The organism is Moorella thermoacetica, assembly GCF_001267405.1.
Classification (GTDB): domain Bacteria; phylum Bacillota; class DSM-521; order Neomoorellales; family Neomoorellaceae; genus Neomoorella; species Neomoorella thermoacetica.
In genome coordinates this window covers 270,945-291,346 of record NZ_CP012369.1, presented here as the reverse complement: position 1 = coordinate 291,346, position 20,402 = coordinate 270,945, and the positions used below count along the sequence as shown (strand labels likewise).

The 20,402-nt window shown below is 55.4% G+C and carries 22 protein-coding genes, 2 tRNA genes and 1 other RNA gene; 6 read left to right on the top strand and 19 right to left on the bottom strand.

What is annotated here, in order from left to right; all coding sequences use genetic code 11:
- Positions 1–334: 334 nt before the first annotated feature.
- Entirely contained in the window at positions 335–889 is a 555-nt protein-coding gene (locus MOTHE_RS01490) for a flavodoxin family protein (RefSeq protein ID WP_053094582.1), read from the bottom strand.
- A 148-nt stretch (positions 890–1,037) separates the two neighbouring features.
- Here MOTHE_RS01490 and MOTHE_RS01485 point away from each other — a divergent pair, with 148 nt between their 5' ends.
- On the top strand, positions 1,038–1,409 hold the full coding sequence (locus MOTHE_RS01485; protein WP_011391916.1) for a winged helix-turn-helix transcriptional regulator: 372 nt from the start codon (positions 1,038–1,040) through the stop codon (positions 1,407–1,409).
- Between the two features lie 96 nt (positions 1,410–1,505).
- On the opposite strand, the gene MOTHE_RS14175 is transcribed toward MOTHE_RS01485, so the two are convergent.
- The 5 genes from MOTHE_RS14175 to MOTHE_RS01465 all read right to left on the bottom strand — a co-directional run bounded on the left by MOTHE_RS14175 (position 1,506) and on the right by MOTHE_RS01465 (position 3,489).
- Positions 1,506–1,694, bottom strand: a complete 189-nt coding sequence (locus tag MOTHE_RS14175) for a DUF4268 domain-containing protein (protein WP_373878641.1) — start codon at positions 1,692–1,694, stop codon at positions 1,506–1,508.
- A 369-nt stretch (positions 1,695–2,063) separates the two neighbouring features.
- Positions 2,064–2,138 (bottom strand) — tRNA-Val (locus MOTHE_RS01480).
- An 11-nt stretch (positions 2,139–2,149) separates the two neighbouring features.
- A tRNA-Ala gene (locus tag MOTHE_RS01475) sits at positions 2,150–2,225 on the bottom strand.
- A 45-nt stretch (positions 2,226–2,270) separates the two neighbouring features.
- Complete coding sequence (locus MOTHE_RS01470) at positions 2,271–2,642, bottom strand: DUF1634 domain-containing protein (RefSeq protein ID WP_011391915.1); 372 nt, start codon at positions 2,640–2,642, stop codon at positions 2,271–2,273.
- Between the two features lie 13 nt (positions 2,643–2,655).
- The gene (locus MOTHE_RS01465) at positions 2,656–3,489 is read right to left on the bottom strand and encodes a sulfite exporter TauE/SafE family protein (RefSeq protein WP_053094581.1); all 834 of its coding nucleotides are present in this window, start codon (positions 3,487–3,489) and stop codon (positions 2,656–2,658) included.
- A gap of 242 nt (positions 3,490–3,731) precedes the next feature.
- On the opposite strand from MOTHE_RS01465, the gene MOTHE_RS01460 reads away from it, so the two are divergent.
- On the top strand, positions 3,732–4,808 hold the full coding sequence (locus MOTHE_RS01460; RefSeq protein ID WP_053094580.1) for a coiled-coil domain-containing protein: 1,077 nt from the start codon (positions 3,732–3,734) through the stop codon (positions 4,806–4,808).
- 75 nt (positions 4,809–4,883) lie between these two features.
- Here MOTHE_RS01460 and MOTHE_RS01455 read toward each other — a convergent pair whose 3' ends face one another.
- Both MOTHE_RS01455 and MOTHE_RS01450 read right to left on the bottom strand, forming a co-directional pair.
- Positions 4,884–5,204, bottom strand: coding sequence for a zinc-ribbon domain containing protein (locus MOTHE_RS01455; protein WP_011391912.1), 321 nt, complete (start codon positions 5,202–5,204; stop codon positions 4,884–4,886).
- Between the two features lie 165 nt (positions 5,205–5,369).
- Positions 5,370–6,269 carry a radical SAM protein gene (locus MOTHE_RS01450; RefSeq protein WP_053095201.1) on the bottom strand — a complete coding sequence of 300 codons (900 nt, stop codon included), beginning with the start codon at positions 6,267–6,269 and terminating at the stop codon, positions 5,370–5,372.
- Between the two features lie 365 nt (positions 6,270–6,634).
- On the opposite strand from MOTHE_RS01450, the gene MOTHE_RS01445 reads away from it, so the two are divergent.
- Positions 6,635–7,033 carry a hypothetical protein gene (locus MOTHE_RS01445; RefSeq protein WP_011391910.1) on the top strand — a complete coding sequence of 133 codons (399 nt, stop codon included), beginning with the start codon at positions 6,635–6,637 and terminating at the stop codon, positions 7,031–7,033.
- 165 nt (positions 7,034–7,198) lie between these two features.
- Here the strand turns inward: MOTHE_RS01445 and ssrA are convergent.
- From ssrA to secG, 6 genes are all read right to left on the bottom strand, one after another.
- Positions 7,199–7,556, bottom strand: a transfer-messenger RNA (tmRNA) gene (gene ssrA / locus MOTHE_RS12635).
- A gap of 3 nt (positions 7,557–7,559) precedes the next feature.
- Positions 7,560–8,027, bottom strand: coding sequence for an SsrA-binding protein SmpB (gene smpB / locus MOTHE_RS01440; RefSeq protein WP_011391819.1), 468 nt, complete (start codon positions 8,025–8,027; stop codon positions 7,560–7,562).
- Between the two features lie 81 nt (positions 8,028–8,108).
- Positions 8,109–8,375 (bottom strand): YkuS family protein, encoded by a 267-nt coding sequence (locus MOTHE_RS01435; RefSeq protein ID WP_011391818.1) that lies wholly within the window; start codon positions 8,373–8,375, stop codon positions 8,109–8,111.
- 43 nt (positions 8,376–8,418) lie between these two features.
- Positions 8,419–10,731 carry a ribonuclease R gene (rnr, locus tag MOTHE_RS01430; RefSeq protein ID WP_011391817.1) on the bottom strand — a complete coding sequence of 771 codons (2,313 nt, stop codon included), beginning with the start codon at positions 10,729–10,731 and terminating at the stop codon, positions 8,419–8,421.
- A 108-nt stretch (positions 10,732–10,839) separates the two neighbouring features.
- On the bottom strand, positions 10,840–11,391 hold the full coding sequence (locus MOTHE_RS01425; RefSeq protein WP_011391816.1) for an HDIG domain-containing metalloprotein: 552 nt from the start codon (positions 11,389–11,391) through the stop codon (positions 10,840–10,842).
- A 55-nt stretch (positions 11,392–11,446) separates the two neighbouring features.
- Positions 11,447–11,671: a preprotein translocase subunit SecG gene (gene secG, locus MOTHE_RS01420; protein ID WP_011391815.1), complete on the bottom strand. Its 225-nt coding sequence runs from the start codon at positions 11,669–11,671 to the stop codon at positions 11,447–11,449.
- A gap of 212 nt (positions 11,672–11,883) precedes the next feature.
- Between secG and MOTHE_RS01415 the strand changes: the two genes are divergently transcribed.
- Complete coding sequence (locus MOTHE_RS01415) at positions 11,884–12,093, top strand: hypothetical protein (protein WP_025773787.1); 210 nt, start codon at positions 11,884–11,886, stop codon at positions 12,091–12,093.
- Between the two features lie 181 nt (positions 12,094–12,274).
- The gene (locus tag MOTHE_RS01410) at positions 12,275–13,240 is read left to right on the top strand and encodes an MBL fold metallo-hydrolase (protein WP_162490014.1); all 966 of its coding nucleotides are present in this window, start codon (positions 12,275–12,277) and stop codon (positions 13,238–13,240) included.
- Positions 13,241–13,291: 51 nt separating this feature from the next.
- On the opposite strand, the gene MOTHE_RS01405 is transcribed toward MOTHE_RS01410, so the two are convergent.
- Positions 13,292–14,152 (bottom strand): DUF72 domain-containing protein, encoded by an 861-nt coding sequence (locus tag MOTHE_RS01405; RefSeq protein WP_011391812.1) that lies wholly within the window; start codon positions 14,150–14,152, stop codon positions 13,292–13,294.
- Between the two features lie 258 nt (positions 14,153–14,410).
- On the opposite strand from MOTHE_RS01405, the gene corA reads away from it, so the two are divergent.
- Positions 14,411–15,361, top strand: coding sequence for a magnesium/cobalt transporter CorA (gene corA, locus MOTHE_RS01400; protein ID WP_011391811.1), 951 nt, complete (start codon positions 14,411–14,413; stop codon positions 15,359–15,361).
- A gap of 56 nt (positions 15,362–15,417) precedes the next feature.
- Here the strand turns inward: corA and eno are convergent, their stop codons facing one another.
- The 4 genes from eno to MOTHE_RS01380 all read right to left on the bottom strand — a co-directional run bounded on the left by eno (position 15,418) and on the right by MOTHE_RS01380 (position 20,382).
- Positions 15,418–16,704 carry a phosphopyruvate hydratase gene (eno, locus tag MOTHE_RS01395; RefSeq protein WP_053094579.1) on the bottom strand — a complete coding sequence of 429 codons (1,287 nt, stop codon included), beginning with the start codon at positions 16,702–16,704 and terminating at the stop codon, positions 15,418–15,420.
- 100 nt (positions 16,705–16,804) lie between these two features.
- Positions 16,805–18,319, bottom strand: coding sequence for a 2,3-bisphosphoglycerate-independent phosphoglycerate mutase (gene gpmI / locus MOTHE_RS01390; protein WP_053094578.1), 1,515 nt, complete (start codon positions 18,317–18,319; stop codon positions 16,805–16,807).
- Positions 18,320–18,370: 51 nt separating this feature from the next.
- Positions 18,371–19,120, bottom strand: a complete 750-nt coding sequence (tpiA, locus tag MOTHE_RS01385) for a triose-phosphate isomerase (RefSeq protein WP_011391808.1) — start codon at positions 19,118–19,120, stop codon at positions 18,371–18,373.
- Positions 19,121–19,200: 80 nt separating this feature from the next.
- Positions 19,201–20,382 carry a phosphoglycerate kinase gene (locus tag MOTHE_RS01380; RefSeq protein WP_011391807.1) on the bottom strand — a complete coding sequence of 394 codons (1,182 nt, stop codon included), beginning with the start codon at positions 20,380–20,382 and terminating at the stop codon, positions 19,201–19,203.
- Positions 20,383–20,402: the final 20 nt, after the last annotated feature.

Below are 20,402 nucleotides of genomic sequence, written 5' to 3'. Positions count from 1 at the left end.
AAAATTTTTTAGAAGGGTTTAAAACGCCGCCGATGATGAAAAGTGGGGGTCAGCGTTACTATGTTGCCGCCATCTTCCCTCACCGGGCTTTGCTTTATGATGCTGTCAATTGGAGATGAAATAAGGCCGAAAAATTAAAAGGCCCATGCTGTCGTACATTCCAGCATGGGCCTCACTGCCCTCTCCGGTGCGAACTTTTAATATGGACGCCAACCGCAGATTGTAAAGTCATTTTCTTCATCAGAGAAATTTAACGATAAATTAGGGACTTTTTTCTGGGTTTCTCTCTATTTTTGAGGTGAATATCTCTCCAATAAACTATACAGGTATAAAGTCACTCAACCAGTTCTCTCCCGGTTTTAAAGGCCTTTGCCATAAGGCCTTCATTCTTGACAGCCGTTTGAGGGTCATTAGCACCGGAACATATAATTGTATCTACAATATCCAGACCTAGCATCTTAAGTACATTGGCATTGTATTCAAAATATCTCTGAAAAGCCCCGGCCTCGTCCTGTCCTTGAGAATATACCACCACGGTTTTTTTAACACCGAATCTCGGCTTGAAATTGGCATCTATTAAGGGAAACAGCCTATCAATTAAAAGCTTGGTCTGAGCTATAACCTGAGACATATAGATAGGCGAGCCTATGACGATGGCATCGGCGTTTTTTATATCCGCATAGACTGATTGCATATCATCTTTTGTTGCACAATTTTCTGCTTGCCGGCAGTAAAAACAGCTCTGGCATGGCTTTAGGGTCATTTCATTTAGATTATAAATCTTGACCTCAGCCCCCGCTTCTTTTGCTCCCCGGGCAATTTCCCTTACTATGGTTGATGTATTGCCTTCTTTTCTGGGGCTTCCTATAAAAGCTACCATTTTTTTCATACAGCAGATCATCCTCTCTTCCTAGAATAAAACCTTGATTTTATAATTAAAGCCTAATAAGATACTATAGTAAAAAGCACACCTTTACAAGTACGCACATTTTTATTACATAGGCATAAAAAACGTACCATAAAGGGGGTCCTTTTTGATGGCTAAAGTACAGAACCGGGAAGAAATCTGTCCCGTAACGGCTGTGCAACGGTTAATTGCAGGTAAATGGAAAATTGTTATTCTATGGCATCTGAGTCATAAAACCCGGAGATTCAACGAGCTACAAAAGCTCTTGCCAGAAGTATCCCGGGGAGTACTTACGCAACAGCTAAGGGATCTTGAACGGGATGGACTTGTACATAGGGAAGTATATAAGGAAGTACCTCCAAAAGTCGAATACTCCTTAACGGAAATTGGCCAAAGTTTTATACCTGTATTGGATGTTATTGCTAAATGGGGTAAATACTATATAAATAATACGCGCTTGTCCCCAGGGCCGGACTTGGCACGTACAGGATCCGCAGACTGAGAAGATTAGAGAACCCCTCCCCATCCTTCAAATGTCCGGTATTTCAGCTCGCGGTAAAGTTCCTGAGCGGCTTATCTACCAAGGGGCTCAATCTCATTATAGCGTTTTGATCCGTTTACCAAATACATTCCTAAACTTGATTAGGGTTTCAATAGCCCAATCTTGAAGTTCGTTTAGTTCCTCTTCGCTGGCATCAATGCTTCCTTCCCGGTATACAGCTATACGGCAAGCGCGGGCATTATCTAGCTGCTCCCAGCTTAGAGCCATGTTAATTTCCTTTTCTATACCTTCTTTCTGCGCTTATAGGCGGTCGAAAAATTGCTTGTTCTTCTCCTTTTCGCCGGTATCAATATATACTTCTACGCTAAATCTTGCCTTCGTTCGAAAGCTCCAGAGTAAGCAAAGCCGGTCCTGCCAGCGCCAATACTGCACCAGCTCTGGGACAATCCTTTGCATCTCCCAAATGAAATTATTATCCGGTAATTTTACCTAAATTACAGCCAGCATACTTTACACGGCCGGTAACCGGCTCTTATGGCTCCTCCTCTATTATTATATAGTAATATTCGTTTTTCTCGCGATAATTCCTGCAATCTTTACCAAAAATAATATAGAAAAAAGCCTCCCGGTAAACCCGAGAAGCCTTGATATACCTGGTGGGCACGGCTGGTTTCGAACCAGCGACCTCTTGAATGTGAGTCAAGCGCTCTCCCACTGAGCTACGCGCCCGTGAAGATCCTTGGTGGACGTGAGGGGATTCGAACCCCTGGCCTCTAGAGTGCGATTCTAGCGCTCTCCCAACTGAGCTACACGCCCTTACAAGTGTTACACTGGTAATTATAGCTCCTGGCCGCCGGCGTGTCAAGCCGAACCGACGGCCAGGCTAATGACAAGAACCACCAGCACAAGTAAGGCGATAGCCGCAAAGAGCCAGTCTCCCTCCAGGGCAAAGCCAAGGCCGGTGATAATCACCCGGGCCAGGGGTGTCAATAAGAGAACTAGCAGGCCCAGATCGATCAAAGCCATTGGGTGAAAGTGTGGTATTAGTTTTAGCACCTGACTTACAGGTAATACGTTAGCCTGGGCCAGACCAGGATTTAGCGCCAGGAGTCCCATCCCCAGAAGCATCAAAACAACACTGGTAAGAACCCCTGCCAGCAGAACGCGGCTGACGACGTGGTCCAGGCTGTATTCCCTGTTCTTGTTCTTCTCAACATCTCCGGCTATTGCCACTCCCTTTGCCTCCTTAACGAACCTGGATACCGGCGGCGCTCAAAGCCATTTGAACGGCCAGGAAAATAAGTACTACCGCCAGTAATTTGGCCAGAAAATTACTATTGACCCTGCCGGCAAGGCGCGAACTGAGCATAGCCCCCAGGAAGACGCCGATGGCGGTAGGGGCAGCTATCAGAGGGTCAACAAACCCCCGGGTATAGTAAATATAGGCACTGGCTACGGCCGTTACTCCGATCATGAAGTTACTGGTTGCCGCCGCCGCCCGCATGGGCACCCCCATACCCAGGACCATCATGGGCACTTTAATTACCCCGCCTCCAATACCCAGAAGCCCGGAGATATTGCCGGCTATAAAAGAAATAAATAACCCCAGCGGCAGGCGCTTTACATTGTAGCGCACTTCCCTTTTTAAGTTAGCGTCGTAAAAGGTAGAGCCCAGGCGCCCGGTATCTTCTACCTCCTCCCGGGGTTGACCGCCCTTGACTTTCTTAAACATGGAATATGCTGTCCCCACCAGGGCAACAGCGAAAATACCACTCAGTACCTGCCGACTCAACAGGGCTGCCGTCAATCCTCCCAAGATGCCGCCGGTAGCCGTAGCTGTCTCCAGGGTCATGCCGAGTCGTAAATTGGTTAAACGGCTTTCCAGGTAAGTACTGGCAGACGTACTGGAGGTGGCAATAACGGCGACAATGCTGGCGCCGATGGCCGTATGTATGGGTACATGAAATACCAGGGTCAGAAAAGGAACCAGTAAAACCCCGCCGCCGATGCCTACCATAGCCCCGAGGATACCGGTTAAAAAACCCATGATTAGAATCTCCATCGTCAGGCTCCAGGCCATTCAACATCACTCCGCCTTTTTTGTCATTTTATTATATTATTCTCCCCCTCGTTTTGTAAATGCCAGTAGCAATAGCAGCTACAGCTATATGCAGGTTATCTTACGGTAGATAGTTGTTATACTATCGGCGCCGGCCTTGCCGGCGCAGCGGATGTGAATTACCCGTAATTATTTACATTTTTTACCTATAAAAGCAGGATCTGGCTTATGCCTGACGAATATTTATGGTGGGAGGGAATATAATGCAACGGCTCATAACCTTGCTGGCCATCTTTTTCTTGCTAATTTCCCCGGTTCCCCCGGCTTCGAGTACCAGTATTACCGACACCCTGAAGCAGCGGCTCCTGGATAATGAGAATCAAGAAAACCGCCTCCTGCAAGAGATTATGCTCCTGGATGCCCGCCTGCAGAAAGCGGAGCAGGAGGGTCAGGAGCTGGCGAACCGCCTGGCTGCCGTCCGGCAACAACTCCAGGCAGCCCGCTCCCGGCAAATCCAGGCCGAGGCCCGCCTGGCGGCAGGACGCCGGGACCTGAACCGTAGCCTGCGGTTTTTCCAGATTTACGGTACCTCTCCTTTCATTCTGGCGGCTTTTTTCAGCAATGATCTGCCAGATTTCTTTATTCGCCTGGAACTTTTAAAATACCTGGGCAATCACTTTGTAGGTATCGTGCGCTACAACCTGGCCCTATACCGCCAGGCCCGGGAAGAAGGCTCCCTGGTGGCAGCCAGGGAACAAGAACTCCGGCAGGCGCAAGCAACCCTCCTTGAAAGCGAGGAGCGCTTGACAGCCCTAAGATTGAAACGTGAAACTGACCTGGACAGCTTACGCCGGCAGAGTACTACCTGGTCCCAGGACCTGCTGGCCCTGGAAAAGGCCTGGTCCGGGGCTCTGCCGACACTGTACTACCTGTTGCAGCAACTCCCGGCTTTACCCTGGAAAAACCTGAAACCCGATGCGGTGAGCGTAGACCTTTCGCGGGGTGAGGTCCAGGCTATCTTCAGCCAGCGGAATCTAAATGCCACCCTCCTGACACCGGCGGAACTACCGGGAGTAAGCCTGATCCTTTCCGGGGAAGGTTTAACCATCCCCGGCCCGGATTTTCAAATTCGGGGCAGCCTGCAGGTAGCCGGTCCCCACCAGCTTCTATTCACCCCCACGGAGGTGACCTTTGCCGGCCTGCCTTTGAGCCCTGCCACCAGGAACGAGCTCCTGCCCCGGGAGAAGCTGACCATCGATTTGCCCCCGCCCGACTACGGCCTGCAGTTTAAAGAGATCAATTTCGCCCCGGGACGAATGAGCCTGATCCTTAAAAAATAACATAAAGGAACCCGGCTTTTTATAAAACCGGGTTCCTTTAATAGTTATATATCTAGCCCCGCAGGGCTTCCCAAGCTAGCGGTAATTCCGGGCGCGCATGTTGCTGTAGCACTCCCGGCAATAAACGGGACGGTCGCCCCGGGGTTCAAAGGGTACCTCGGTCAGGGAACCGCACTGGCTGCAGATGGCTTTATACATCTGCCGCGGTCCGGAATAAAAATCGTTACGGCGCTGACCGCCACCCGTACGCTGCTTCCTGGCCGCCCGGCAGGCAGGACAACGGGATGGCTCGTTGGTGAAGCCTTTTTCGGCAAAAAACTCCTGCTGGCCGGCAGTAAAAACAAACTCCGCGCCACATTCCTTGCACGTCAAAGTTTTGTCCTGATAGATCATCATACTCTCCCCAAAGGATATTCTCCCTAAAGTATCCAGGCCAGGTACCGTACTGACTAGGGCTATCCCGGGGGAGATAGTTTTAGTAGCCGGCCAAGCCAAGTCTTTAGAGGCTCTATTAGTATACCGCATCGGCACAATTTTTGCAACTATTTCCTATATGAAGTCTTAAAAATTGGGAATATAGTCTGTTGTGGCTGCATCCAGTTCCTGGCAAAAGCCGTTTTCCAAACCCAGGGCATCGAAATATTCCAGAACGCTTTCGTATTCAGCAGCAGTCAGGCGGCGATTGATCTCGGGATAGCGTTGCGCTTGCCATACGGGTACATACTGGGCCATGATACTCAGGTAGGTCTCCCGGGGCAGGTTGGCCTTCACCCACTCCAATACCCGGCAAGCGGCCTCTGCCTGGCCTGGCAAGACCAGGTGCCGGATCAGGAGCCCCCGACGGGCCAGTCCGGCTGCATCAAAGGTTAAAATCCCTACCTGGCGCTGCATCTCCAGGATGGCTGCTGTGGCCACAGAAAAGTAATTTGGGGCCTGACTGTAACGCCGGGCCGGCCCATCATCGATATATTTAAGGTCCGGCAGGTAGATATCCACCAGCCCCGCCAGGGAACGCAGGGACTCCAAGCTCTCATAAGCATTACAATTATAAACCACCGGTATCTTCAGGCCTCGCTTCTTGGCCTCCCTTAGGGCCGGGACGAGCATGGGGGTATAGGGAGTCGCCGAAACCAGGTTGATATTATGGGCTCCCTGCGCCTGGAGATCCAGAAAAAGTGCCGTAAGGTCTTCGATTTCCATCTCCCTACCCCGGCCCTGCCAGCTGATGCGGTAGTTCTGGCAAAAGGCGCAGCGCAGGTTGCAGTATGAAAAGAATACTGCCCCCGAACCCCGGCTGCCGCTGAGGCAGGGCTCTTCCCAGTGATGCAGGGTTGCCAGGGCCACCCGGGGCCGGACACCAGCCCGGCAAAAACCCTTTTCCCCGGCCAGACGATTAACCCCGCAGGCCCTGGGGCAGAGCCGACAGCTGGTAAGGGTAGCAAGAAACCCTTCGACCGCCACCCCCGGGCTATTATTTCGCTCCTTTTCGTGTTCCGTGCGGCTATTCAATCTTCCCACCTCAGCTCTATATTTTCCTGACAGAAAAAACCTGTCCCTTATGTGCCAGCTCTGCTCCTGGAATTGTACCACCTCCCACTAAAACCAAAGCCGCCCCACGGCTAACTTAGGCCCCCATGCCGAGGGCACCTTTATAACTGAATTTAGCGTTACCACCCGATTGATGATACTATGCCTAACCCCGTAAATCCACCTAAAATTAGAAAGCATAATATCCATACTACCACCTAATATTGTTTAAGTTAAAATGAAACCTTTTCCATGTGAACCCATATTATATTATCAAAGATTAAAAAGGAGTGATTCCCATGTCTCAAGAGGCCAATGCAAGTACGATTTTTGACAAGATTAAAGAGGGTCCACCTGAAAAAAAGGACCCGGTATTAGAAGAACTGGAATGCATCATTAACGAGTTACAGCACAATAAGGACAAAAAAGAAGAGAACAATAAAGAAGAGGACAAAAAAGAAGATAAAAAAATTGGCATTGAGTTCGAGTGCGGCGATTGTTGCAAAAAAGTCATAAACGGGTCCAAATTGTTCTTTATCAAGCATTTTGCCGTCCTGCTTCCGGCCCATGGCGATTGCCTTTTCCTGAAGATATTCAGTGGCGGCAAGCTCGTTGATAAACAGATCATGAGGGCAATCATAATTCCCGTAGACCGTATTTGTGCTATTGAAATTAACCCCGTGCAAGTAGACCCCTAACCTAAAAAACTCCTGATAGCAATCTTCTTTATTCAAAGCTCAAGCCGCCCAATTGGGCGGCTTGCTGCATATAAAAGTCCTCTCCTTTATGACAGGGATCGCCTCAGATGGGGATTGTTAATCTCTAACTGCTTTAGAAGTGACCTTTAAAATCCTGCATACAGATGGTGGAGGCGGGGGGAGTCGAACCCCCGTCCGAAGGTACATCCACAGTAGCTTCTACCAGGATAGTTTCCGTTTTCAATCTCGCCGTCGGGTCTCCCGGAAACCGGATACCCTCGGGCCAGCCCGCTTGAGATTCCCTTCAGGCCCCCGGGCCGGGGCCTTGCCGGTAGCCTGCTAGATTTGACACCCGGTACTGGTCCCCGCAGGCCAGGACCAGACGGATGGGCTACTTTTTAATTAAGCAGCCAGAGCTAAATTATCGTCGGCACTTAATAGCCGTTCCACCGTTTAACGAGCCGGTGGGATCTCGCCTGGCTACTACTGCCAATGCTACCCCCGTCGAAACCATTACGCCCCCAGGTTATACTTTTTGCCTTTCGCGTAAAGCCCTGGCTATTTCCCGCTGGGCATCACGCGCGGCAATATCTTCTCGTTTGTCATAAAGCCGTTTACCTTTGACCAGGGCCAGTTCTACCTTGGCCAGGCCGCGCTCATTAAAATACACCTTCAGCGGGATCAGGGTCAAGCCCTTTTCCCGTACCTTGCCGTAGAGGCGCTGGATCTCATAACGGTGCATGAGCAAGCGCCGCGGCCGGCGCGGTTCATGGTTGAAGCGGTTGCCCTGCTCATAGGGGCTGATATGCATGTCGTGGAGAATTAGTTCGCCGTTTTCTACCCGCGCGTAGCTATCTTTGATATTTGCCCTGCCGTTGCGCAGGGATTTAACCTCGGTACCGGTCAGGGCGATGCCCGCTTCGTAGGTTTCTTCAATAAAATAATCGTGGCGGGCACGGCGATTGTCCGTCACGACCTTTACCTGGCGGCCCATATACGTCACTCCTGCTCTCCCGCCTGATTTATTATAACACGGGAGAGAGGGGTAACGTCAAGGGGTGGCTCCAGATTCTACCTAAAGTTGCAGTTGCAGGCGCTCTTTGACCATGGAGGTGATCTCCTCGGCCGTCTTACCTGCAGCCTCGATAACCGGCAGCCGGGCCTTCAGGTCTTCCATGCCCATAAAGTTGGTTGTCTGGCCGCTGACAACAATGGCCCCGTAGTCCTGCAGCCGTTCCGGCGTCATATCCGTTAAATCAAGTCGCTCCACCTTTAAGCCGTTTTCGGCCAGGTGATCGCCAATGGCACTCAAATCCCTCTCTACTGCTACTCGCTGGTGCATCCTGCTGGCCTCCTTCGTAAGGTTTAGCGCCTCGCCATAACTATTATTTACGTCGCCGGGTACCTTTATTCCGCCTGACCCTGGCTTTACCCTTCCCCTTCGACCCGGTTTTGCCGCCGGCCATGGTCATCGCCTTTTTCCGGGCTTTACCCCCGCTTGGCCCGGCTTCCCTTTCCCGGGCTTTGACCGGGTGCCCCTTTACCTTCGCTCCGGCCCCCCCGACCGGACCGGTTTTCTCCTCCTCAGGCTTCACCAGCTCAAAGTCCACCTGGCGGGCGTCGACGCTTACCCTGGTCACCAGTACGGTAACCGGCTGGCCGATGCGATAGGACTTGCCGGTATGCTCTCCCACCAGGGCCAACTGGTCTTCCTGATAATGGTAATAGTCATCCGTGAGGGTCGAAACATGGACCAGCCCCTCGACGGTATTCTCCAGCTCCACAAAGAAACCATAAGGCACCACGCCGCTGATAACACCGGCAAAGGTCGCCCCAACATGGCGCTCCATATACTGGACCTTTTTCATGTCCAGGGATTCCCGCTCAGCCTCCTCGGCCAGCTTTTCCCTTTCCGAAGCCTGGACGGCAGCCAGGGCTACGAAGGCGCTGAGCTGGGCCATCCGCTCCGCCGAAAAACCAGCGGGGGACCAGGTCTCCCGCAGAATGCGGTGGACAACCAGGTCCGGGTAGCGGCGGATGGGCGAGGTAAAGTGGCAGTAGTAGGGTGAGGCCAGGCCGAAATGCCCCAGGCAATCGCCGGCATAGCGGGCATGCATCATGGAACGCAGCATGACAGTACTGATTACCCGTTCTTCCGGCCTTCCCTTGACGGCGGCCAGGATCTCCTGGAAGGCCCGGGGCCGTACCCGGCCTTCACGGTTGGGTTTGATGTGCAGGCCGAAATAGGCCAGGAATGTGTTCAAGGCCTCCAGCTTATCCGGAGCCGGTTCCTCATGCACTCGGTAAACGGCCGGCACCGCCAGTTCGTAAAGGTGGCGGGCCACCACTTCATTGGCGACGATCATAAATTCCTCGATGATCCCTTCGGCTACAGTCCGGTGTCGCGGGATAATGGCTACCGGTAACCCCTGATCATCCAGCTTTACTTTGGCCTCCGGGAAATCGAAGTCAATGGCTCCCCGCCGGCGGCGCCGGCGGCGTAAAATGGCGGCCAGCCGGGCCATGAGCTGGAAGTCCGGCACCAGTTCCCGGTAACGTTCCATTAGTTCAGGGTCCTTGTCCTCCAGGATACGCCTGACGTCATCGTAGGTCATTCGCTCCCGGACCCGGATAACTGAGGGAAAAAGCTCATAGTCCTTGACCGTACCCGCCGGCGAAATGGTCATCAGGGCCGTTATGGCCAGGCGGTCCTCACCGGCGTTCAGGGAACAGATATCATTGGATAACCTGGCGGGCAGCATGGGAATGACCCGGTCGACAAAGTAGACACTGGTGCCCCGGTTGAAGGCCTCTCGGTCCAGGGGCCTGCCCTCCCGGACGTAGAAACTCACATCGGCAATATGTACCCCCAGCAGGTAGCTACCGTCGGGCCGGCGTTCCAGGGAAACGGCGTCGTCCAGATCGCGGGCGTCGGCGCCGTCGATGGTAACCAGGCGCCAATCCCGGAGGTCGCGACGCTTGGCCAATTCCCCGGGTTCGAGATCCCTCGGTATCTCTTCCGCTTCCCGGATCACTTCCGGGGGGAATTCCGTCTCCAGGCCATATTTCTTAATAATGCTTAAAACATCCACCCCGGGCGCGCCTGTTTGTCCCAGGACCTGGATCACCCGCCCCTCGGGGCTGCGCCGCGCCTCGGGCCAGCGGGTGATTTCAACCACTACTTTATCCCTATCCCTGGCCTCCAGGGAAGCCCCGGCGGGAATGATGATATCCTGATGCAGCCGGGCATCGTCGGGAATGACAAAATCCAGATTGCGGGTAGCGTCAAAGGTTCCAACCACGCGCTTGTTGACCCGCTGCAGGACGCGGATAATCTCCCCTTCCTGGCGACGGCCGGTAGTCCCTGGGAGAACCCGGGCCAGAACCAGGTCGCCATGCATGGCTCCATTGATGTTGAGGGCGCCTATATATAAATCCTCCCGATCCTTATCCAGGGGAACTACAAAGGCGTAGCCCCTGGGCGAGGCCTGGAGGCGGCCGCTGACGAGACCCATCTTTTCTGGCAGGCCGTATTTATCCTTACGGGTCCGGACGATATAACCCTCCTGCTCCAGGGAGTGCAGGAGTTCCATGAAAGCCCCTTCGTCCTCTATCCCCAAAGCGACCATCAATTCTGACGCCGTCAGGGGCCGGTAGGACCGGGCCCGCATGAGGGTGAGTATTTCTTCGCGGTCCATTCAAAATTCCTTCCTTCAAGCTTCCGGCCTTCAGGCCGCTCTGATAAGTATTATTAGCCTATCTACCGGTAAAAAAATACCCGGCTCCCACCGGATACCAGGTATCTTTTACAATCCCAGTTCAGCAGCTATGCCCTGCATGGCCTTCAGGCCGATATGAAAGAAATCCTCGAGGGAAAAACCCAGTTCGTTACAGGCGGCAATGGTCTCCCGGCTGGCACCCCGGGCGAAAGACTTTTCGTGGTAGCGGTTAAGTAAAAAGGGCACGTCGACAATGGCCAGCTTTTTCTCCGGCCGGATCAAGGCCGCCGCCACGATTAGCCCCGTCAGGGGGTCGGTGGCGTATAGGGCCTTGCTCAGGCGATCCGGTCGCGGGAGGCCGTGGCGCTCATTATGGGCTTTGACGGCGTAGATTATTTCTTCCGGCAGGCCTTCCCGGGCCAGCATTTCCGCCCCTACCAGACTGTGGCGGTCAGGGTCCTCTTTGGTACTTTCGTAGTCTATGTCGTGAAGCAAGCCCGCCAGGCCCCACTTCTCTTCGTCCTCGCCAAAGTGCCGGGCCAGGGCGCGCATGACTGCCTCTACCGCCAGGCAGTGCTTGCGCAAATTTTTGTTTTTAACGTGCCGCTCCATTAACTGCCGGGCCTCTTCCCGGTTCATAACCCCCATCTCCTCCTAAAAAAATCGGGCAGCTCTGCCCGGTATAATCGTTATGTTATATAACCGAAAGGAGTAAAGTGAAGACGATAAAAATACCGCCCAGGATGGATGAAACCCGGTTGAGGAAATCATCCAGGCCTTTTTTCTTCCCAAAGATGGTTTCCGCGCCCCCGGCAATGGCGCCGGACATACCAGCGCTGCGGCCCGACTGGAGGAGCACGGTGGCAATCAAACCCAGGGCCACCAGTATATCCAGAATCAGGATGATTGTATGCAGCAAAAACTTCACCCCCCTGCTGCTTTACCACAGCCTTAATTTTAACAAAAAAGCACCCCGGTAAGCAAGGAAAAGTTGCGCCCGACACCAGGTAGCGACTAACGCCCCGGAAAATACCTGCCGGGCCTGGTTAAATCAACCCTGAACGAGTTTTAAAATATCCTGTATACATGATACAATATGCTTGGAAATTCGGAGGAGGGAGGAGGAACTCCATGCCCCAGGAAATCTATACTGAAGGGAAGAAAGACATTTTTCCCGAGCAGGCGAGGGTTGCGGGCAGGCTCCCCGGAGTTTACGGTAACGGTATTCCCTGTGAACAAGTGGAATGTATTTACTGTCTAGAGAATCACTACTGCTGCCGGGCCTGGCCGCCGCGGAACCAGGACGGCTACTGTAAAAACTTTATCTCTATAAATGATTGAGTGCCTTACAGGCACTTTTTTTATTCTCAGATCGCCTGGTAGAGTGGGCGGGAAACGGGGTATATAGTTGAAGGTTCACCGGTGGGTCGTCCATAGGATTGGGCGCATTGCAGTGGATGGCGGTTATGCGGTTTATGATTCGTCGAGGGCTACCCTATCTCCCTTCCGGCAACTATAATATATGAGTAATAGTGCTGACGGCGGGAGATACCGCCCGGCACCCGCGGCATCCATTAGGAAAGGAACGATAACTTTGGAACTGGTAAAGATTCATGGTCACACCTATTATATTCCCGGTGCTACCAATACTGGGGTCTTCACCACCAAAAGCGGTTACTGCGTGTTAATCGATTCCGGCATCAACAATACGGTGGCCCATAAAATCAGCAAGGTCCTGGCCGAAAAGGGCCTGAAACCCCGCTATCTACTGACCACCCACGGCCATGCCGATCACTTTGGCGCCCATAATTTATTGAAGGAACTCTACCCCGGCCTGGAGATCCTGGCCTCCCCCGGGGAAAAGGTTTATATGGAAAACAACCTTCAGGCAACGACTACCCTCTACGGGGCCGTTCCCTACGACGAGATTAAGGTACCCCTCCTCTTCGCCCGGTCGACAGCAGTCGATATTACCATTACCCCGGGGCCGCTGAAGCTGCTGGACCAGCACCTCGAGGCAATAGCCACACCGGGGCACACTGCGGGCCACCTGGCCTTCCTCACCCCCGATGGGGTCCTTTTCAGCGGCGATGCCGTCTTTGACCAGGGTATTTTAGCCAAATATCCCCTGCCCTTTTTGCTGGACATCAAGGCGGAACTGGCTACCCTCGAGGTTATAGCCGGTCTAGAAATAAAGTACCTCCTACCGGCCCACGGCCAGGAGGTGATTACTGAAGTTGAGCCGGTCCTGGAGGCCAACCGCCGCCAGATAGCTAACTGTCTGGACATAATTGTGGAACTCCTGTCCCAGCCCCTGACCAGGGAAGACCTGCTGGCCCAGGTAGCCATCCTGGAGGATATAACCATGGACATCCCCCAGTACTTCCTGAACCTGTCCAGCCTGTCGGCCTTTCTCAGCTACCTTAAAGACGAAGGCCGCATTTCCTGCAGCGTGGAAAACGGCAAACTCTATTTCTTCGCCATTTAAATTATACCTGGGTCCAGGCCAGGGTCGCCGCCCGGGAAGGCAGGTAGCAGCCTATAACTGCCCGGCGGCCAGCAACTCCTTGAGCATGCGGGCGTTGGTCACAGCCTGGGAGTGGTAGTGATTATTAAAGGCCACAAAGACCTGCCGGGCCTGGCCGGCCAGGTAGGCGATGCCGGGCAGCCATTCTTTGAGCTCCGCCTCGGTGTACAGGTAGTCGTAGCGTTCATAGGCCTCTTCATGCCGCCACCATTTGGCCGCGTTACGGCCGTGGAAGCGGACATAGGCTACGGGGGCGGTGCAGTAGACCACAGGGCCGGGCAGTCCGGGGAGGTCCGGTTCATCGACGCAAGTGTAGGCCAGTTCATTGCGGGCCAAAAAATCCCGGACGGCGTCATGGACCCAGCCGGCATGGCGGAATTCTACCACCAGGGGCAGATCGGGCAGTAGTTCCCGTAAACGCGCCAGGTACTCCCGATTGGCCTGGTTATTATGAAAGGAATAGGGGAACTGGAGAAGGACGGCCCCCAGGCGGCCCTGGTCCACCAGGGGTTGCAAGGCCTGGCGAAATTGCTTGCTGTCGTCGGTTACGCTCTCCCCCCGGTCGTGGGTTAGGGTGCGGTAGGCCTTGACGGCAAAGATAAACCCTTCCGGCACCTTGCGGGCCATCTGCTCCAGGTTCTGGGGCCGCGGCAGGGCGTAATAGGAGGAATTGATCTCGGTAAAATTAAATTCCCGGGCGTAATAAGGCAGCATATCCTTTGCCGCCAGCCCCCGGGGATAAAAGTAACCCTGCCAGTCGCGGTAGCTGTAACCCGAGGTACCGATGTATATTGCGGCAGTCGGAGGCCGGAAGTTGGAGGTCGAAGGCTTGTTGGCACTGGCTGAAGCCAGGAACGGATTGAAGACCGTCATGCTGTATTTTCATCCTTCTGCTGGAATGTCGCTACTTTAGTGCCGCCCTGCTTCAATTTCTGCCCCTAATAAGTAAATAATTCCGTCTGCCAGGGCTATTTTAGCCCAGGCAGCAAGGTCGGGAGCCCTCTTACTGTTACCATTCTAACCCACTTCCTGCCGCCTTACAATGTTTGCTTTCCGGTTTTACATGGGGACGATACTGGGGCGGCCTGAATGTGGTAAACTAAAGAAAACCCGACTACAGGTGATTTTAACATGCAGCGTCTCTTAATTTTTCACCCGAAACAGGGACTCAAGGAGAATCTGCCTCCTGGTTTCCAGCCCCGGCAGAGCGAGGAGTTTACATGGCTGGACCTGGTACAGCCGGCCCGGGAAGAACTGGACCTCCTGGCGGACCTCTTCCATTTTCACCCTCTGGCCGTGAAAGACTGCCTCCATCCCCACTACCGCCCGGGAATGGCCCAGTATGATGAATATGCCTTTTTGACCCTGCGCTGTATCCAGGCTCGCCAGCGCTCCCTGACTGCGGCCCTTAACGTTTTTCTCGGGCCCGGGTTTATAGTAACCGTCCACCAGGAGGAACTTGATTTCCTTAATAAAATCTGGCACCAGTACCGCCAGGACCCGCGGCTCTTTGCGAAGGGTGTCGATTTTATCCTATACAGCCTGCTGGAGCCCCTGACGGAAACCTTTTTTGCCTTTTTTGATCGTACGGAAGCCAGGATTGAGTACCTGGAGGAAGAGGTTTTCCGGCAGCCGACTCGCAGGATTTTAAACCAGGTCTTCACCATGCGCCGCCAGGCCATCAAGCTACGTAAAATTTTAGGTGCCCAGCGGGATATCATCAATGTCCTGGCCTATCCCGAGTTCAACCTGGTAAAACCGGAAAACCGGGTCTTTTTCCTGGATATCTACAACGAGATGCTGCGCCTCATTGACCAGGTGGAAACCTTCCACGATCTGGCCAGCTCCACCCTGGAGATCTATCTCTCCCTGACCTCCAATCGCCTGAATGAAATCATGAAGGTGCTGACGGTAATTACCACTATCATGATGCCTCTAAGCCTCATTGCCGGCATCTACGGTATGAACTTCCGTTATATGCCCGAGCTGGAATGGCGCTACGGGTACTTTGTGGTCCTGGGAGTCATGGCCCTGCTGGCCGGAGTGATGCTTTATTTCTTCCGGCGCAAGGGATGGTTTTGAGGCAATTTTAAACCCCGGCATGGTTACCAGGCCGGGGTTTCTTTTTCTAAAGGGGGCTACTTCTTCAAGTTGTAGAAGGCTTTCAGGCCCGGGTAGAGGGCGGCGGCGTCCAGCTCTTCCTCGATGCGCAAAAGCTGGTTGTATTTGGCCACCCGCTCGGTGCGGGAAGGGGCGCCGGTCTTGATCTGGCCGGCGTTGACGGCCACCACGATGTCGGCGATTGTTGTGTCTTCCGTCTCACCGGAGCGGTGGGAGACTACGGCCGTATAGCCGGCTTTCTTGGCCATTTCAATGGCTTCCAGGGTCTCGGTCAGGGTACCGATCTGGTTGACCTTGATCAGGATGGTGTTGGCGGCACCCATCTCAATCCCCCGGCTCAGGCGCTCTGTATTGGTGACGAAGAGGTCGTCGCCCACCAGCTGGACCTTGTGCCCCAGGCGTTTGGTGAGGTTCTGCCAGCCTTCCCAGTCGTCCTCCGCCAAACCGTCCTCTATGGAGATGATGGGGTACTTGTCGACTAGACTCGCCCAGAACTCGACCATTTCATCGCTGGTACGGGTGACCCCTTCACCGGCAAAAACATACTTGCCGTCCTTGTAGAGTTCCGTTGAAGCCGGGTCCAGGGCAATAAAGCAATCCTTACCAGGTTCATAACCGGCTTTGGCGATGGCCTCCAGGAGCACCTCGATGGCTTCCACATTGGAGCGCAGGTTGGGGGCAAAACCACCCTCGTCGCCGACGGCCGTATTCAGCCCTTTACTTTGCAGCACGGCCTTGAGGCTATGGAAAACCTCGGCGCCCATCCGCAGGGCGCTGGCGAAGTCGCTGGCCCCGGCGGGCATGACCATGAACTCCTGGATGTCGACGTTATTGTCGGCATGCTTGCCGCCGTTTAAAATGTTCATCATGGGTACCGGCAGGGTATGGGCATTAACCCCGCCCAGATACCGGTAAAGGGGCAGGCCCAGGGCGTCGGCTGCTGCTTTGGCCACTGCCAGGGAAACCCCCAGGATGGCATTGGCTCCTAATTTGCCCTTATTAGGCGTGCCATCCATTTCAATGAGCTGGCGGTCGATCTCCCGCTGGTCCAGGGCGTCGGAACCCACCAGTTCCGGGGCGATAATGGCGTTAATGTTGTTGACAGCGTCGAGAACACCTTTGCCGCCATAGCGCTTGGGATCCTTGTCCCGCAGCTCGACGGCTTCGTAGGCCCCGGTGGAAGCCCCCGAAGGCACGGCCGCCCGGCCCCAGCCGCCGCTTTCCAGGAATACTTCAACCTCAACCGTGGGGTTGCCCCGGGAATCGAGAATCTCCCGGGCGTAAATATCGCTGATAGTAGTCATTGGATTAAGGACACCTCCGCGTTAATTTGGCTGGTAACTTCGTCACAGGGCTACTTCTTCCTGTTGAGTTGAGTGCAGGCCGCTCCGCGAGAAACCTGCCCTACCCTTTTACAATCAAGCTCTTGCCCGTCATCTCGGCCGGCTGTTGGATGTGGAGAATATCCAGGACCGTCGGGGCCACGTCCTCCAGGGCGCCTTCCCGCAGGGAAGCTCCCCGGTAGCGGTCGTCCACCAGGATGAAGGGCACCAGGTTGCTGGTATGGGCCGTATGGGGCTCGCCGTCGGGCTCCCGCATCTCCTCGGCGTTGCCGTGGTCGGCGGTAAGCAAAAGGGGGGCCCGGCGTTCGGCCATGGCCTGAACAATCCGGCCGATACACTCATTTACCATCTCTACGGCGGCGATGGCCGCAGCCAGGTCGCCGGTATGGCCGACCATGTCGGGGTTGGCAAAATTCAGGACAATAAAGTCGTACTTATCCAGCCGTTCCAGGACGGCGTCCGTCACCTCCCGGGCGCTCATGGAAGGCTTTTGATCATAGGTGGCTACCTTCGGTGAGGGGATCAGGAGCCGGTCTTCGCCGGGAAAGGGTTCTTCCACGCCGCCGTTGAAGAAAAAGGTGACGTGGGCGTACTTTTCCGTCTCGGCGATACGCAGCTGCTTCAAGCCGGCGCCGGCTATTACTTCCCCCAGGACGTTCTGCAGCACCTGGGGCGGGAAGGCCACCGGAGCCGGGATAGTTACATCGTACTGGGTCAGGCAGACAAACTGGATGTCCAACCTGCCGCCGGGACGTTCAAAGGCATCAAAGTCGCGGTCCACGAAGGCCCGGGTAAGCTGCCGTGCCCGGTCGGCGCGGAAATTAAAGAAGACGACGCTGTCCCCCTCCCGGACCGTAGCCAGGGGCCTACCGTCCCGGGTAATAACTGCCGGTTCCACAAACTCGTCGGTGATATCCCGCTCGTAGGAAGCCCGGATAGCCTCACTGGGGGAGGAGGCCTGATGGCCTTCACCGGCTACCAGGGCGCGGTAGGCCCGGGCCGTGCGTTCCCAGCGCCGATCCCGGTCCATGGCGTAGTAACGGCCCATAATGGTGGCAATGGCGCCGATACCCTTTTGCCGGCACTCATCCTCCACCTGCTCCAGGTAACCGGCGGCGCTGGCCGGCGGGACATCGCGGCCATCGAGGAAGGCATGGATGTACACTCGCTCCAGGCCCTCCCTTTTGGCCAGGTCCAGGAGGGCATAGAGGTGATCCAGGTGGCTGTGGACGCCGCCGTCGGAAACCAGGCCCATCAGGTGCAGGGCACCGCCATGCTCCCGGGCCGCCCGGACGGCCCCCACCAGGGCTGCATTACTAAAGAAGGAGCCGTCACGGATGGCTTTGCTGATGCGGGTCAGTTCCTGGTAGACAATGCGGCCGGCGCCGATATTCAGGTGGCCGACCTCGGAGTTGCCCATCTGGCCAGCCGGCAGGCCCACGGCTTCGCCCGAGGCCCGGAGCCGGGTATGGGGGTATCCGGCCAGGAGGCGGCGGTAGTTGGGCAGGCGGCCCTGGCTGATGGCGTTACCCTCCCCCTCCGGTCCCAGGCCAAAGCCGTCCAGGATCATCAACATTAACGGACGATTAACTGCTATAGCCAAAATGATTTCTCCTGTTCCTTTGTACTATTGATCGTAATTAACAATGGCGGCGAAGGAAACGGCATCCAGGCTGGCCCCGCCCACCAGGGCACCGTCGATATCGGGCTGGGCCATGAGCTCGGCAATATTCTCCGGCTTGACGCTGCCGCCGTACTGGATCCTGATTGCCGCGGCTGTTTCGCCGTACATCTCTCCGAGGGTTTTACGGATAAAGGCGATAACCTCCTGGGCGTCGGCGGCCGTAGCTGTCTTGCCGGTGCCAATGGCCCAGACGGGCTCGTAGGCGACAACCAGATCCCGGGCCTGGCCGGTTTCCAGGCCCTTTAACCCTTCCCGGACCTGGCGGCCGACAACCTCCAGGGTGTGGCCGGCCTCCCTCTCCGCCAGGGTTTCACCGACGCAGACGATGGGGAGCAATTCATTGCGGTAGGCAGCCAGGAGCTTTTTATTCACTGTGGCATCAGTCTCGCCGAAATACTGGCGCCGTTCGGAGTGGCCGATGATGACATAACGGCAGCCAAGGTCCCGCAGCATGGGCCCGGAAACCTCGCCGGTGTAGGCCCCCTTATCCTCCCAGAAGAGGTCCTGGGCACCAACGGAGATGTTGGACCCGGAGGCGGCGTTAACTGTGGCCGCTATGGCCGTAAAAGGCGGGCAGACCACTACCTCCGCCCGGGCCGTACCTACCAGGGGCCGCAGCAGGGTGACCAAATCCCGGGCCTCTTCCGTTGTATTATGCATCTTCCAGTTGCCGGCAATAATTGGTCGGCGCAATTTAATTCCTCCCTTGCCCGAGTTACCCCGGTTGCCTCCAGGGGCAGGCAGTATTTAGAGTTAAGGTAGCCGGCCGGCAGTTACTTTTCCGTCAGGGCGACAACGCCGGGAAGGGCTTTGCCTTCCAGGAACTCCAGGGAGGCGCCGCCACCGGTGGAGATATGCCCGATCTTTCCGGCCACGCCCATCTTTTCCACGGCAGCGACGGAATCGCCGCCACCAACGATGGTCATGCCGTCGACGGCGGCCACTGCCCGGGCTACAGCCTCGGTGCCGTGGGCAAAGGCCTCCATCTCAAAGACGCCCATGGGGCCGTTCCAGACGACGGTACGGGCTCCCTCCAGGGCGCCGGCGTAGGCCCGGGCCGTTTCCGGGCCGATATCCAGGGCCATCCAGCCGTCAGGCACGGCATTTACAGCAACTACCTGGTGGGGGGCATCGGCCTTAAACTCCTGGGCCACTACCAGGTCCCGGGGCAGGAGCATTTTTACCCCCTTCTGGGCGGCAAGCTGGATCAACTCCTGGGCCAGGGGTACCTGATCTTCTTCGACCAGGGATTTACCCATGGCATAGCCCTGGGCCTTCAGGAAGGTGTTGGCCATGCCACCGCCGATAATCAGGGTGTCTACTTTGGTAAGGAGGTTACGGATAACGCTGATCTTGTCGGATACCTTGGCCCCGCCAATAATGGCCACAAAGGGCCGCTCGGGATCAGCCAGGGCCTTGCCCAGGGTCTCGATCTCCTTTTGGAGCAGGAAACCGGCCGCCGCCGGCAGGTAGTGGGCTACGCCCTCGGTGGAAGCATGGGCGCGATGGGCGGCGCCAAAGGCGTCGTTCACATAGACATCGGCCAGGCTGGCCAGCTGCCGGGCGAAACCGGGGTCGTTCTTTTCTTCTTCGGGATGGAAGCGCAGGTTTTCCAGGAGGAGAACCTCGCCGGGCTTGAGGGCGGCGGCTGCGGCCTCAACTTCGGGACCGACGCAGTCGTTGACCTTATGTACCTGCCGGCCCAGGAGGCTTTCCAGTTCCCTGGCCACCGGGTCCAGGCGCAGCTCTTCCTTGACCTTACCCTTGGGCCGGCCCAGGTGGGACATAAGAATCACCCGGGCGCCGTGGTCCAGCAGGTATTCAATGGTAGGCAGGGCCGCCCGGATACGGGTATTGTCAGTCACCCGGCCTGCCTCCAGGGGGACGTTGAAATCGACCCGCACCAGGACCCGTTTATTGTTAAGCTCCAGATCTTTGAGGGTTAACTTGGCCACCTGCGTAAAACCTCCTTCGA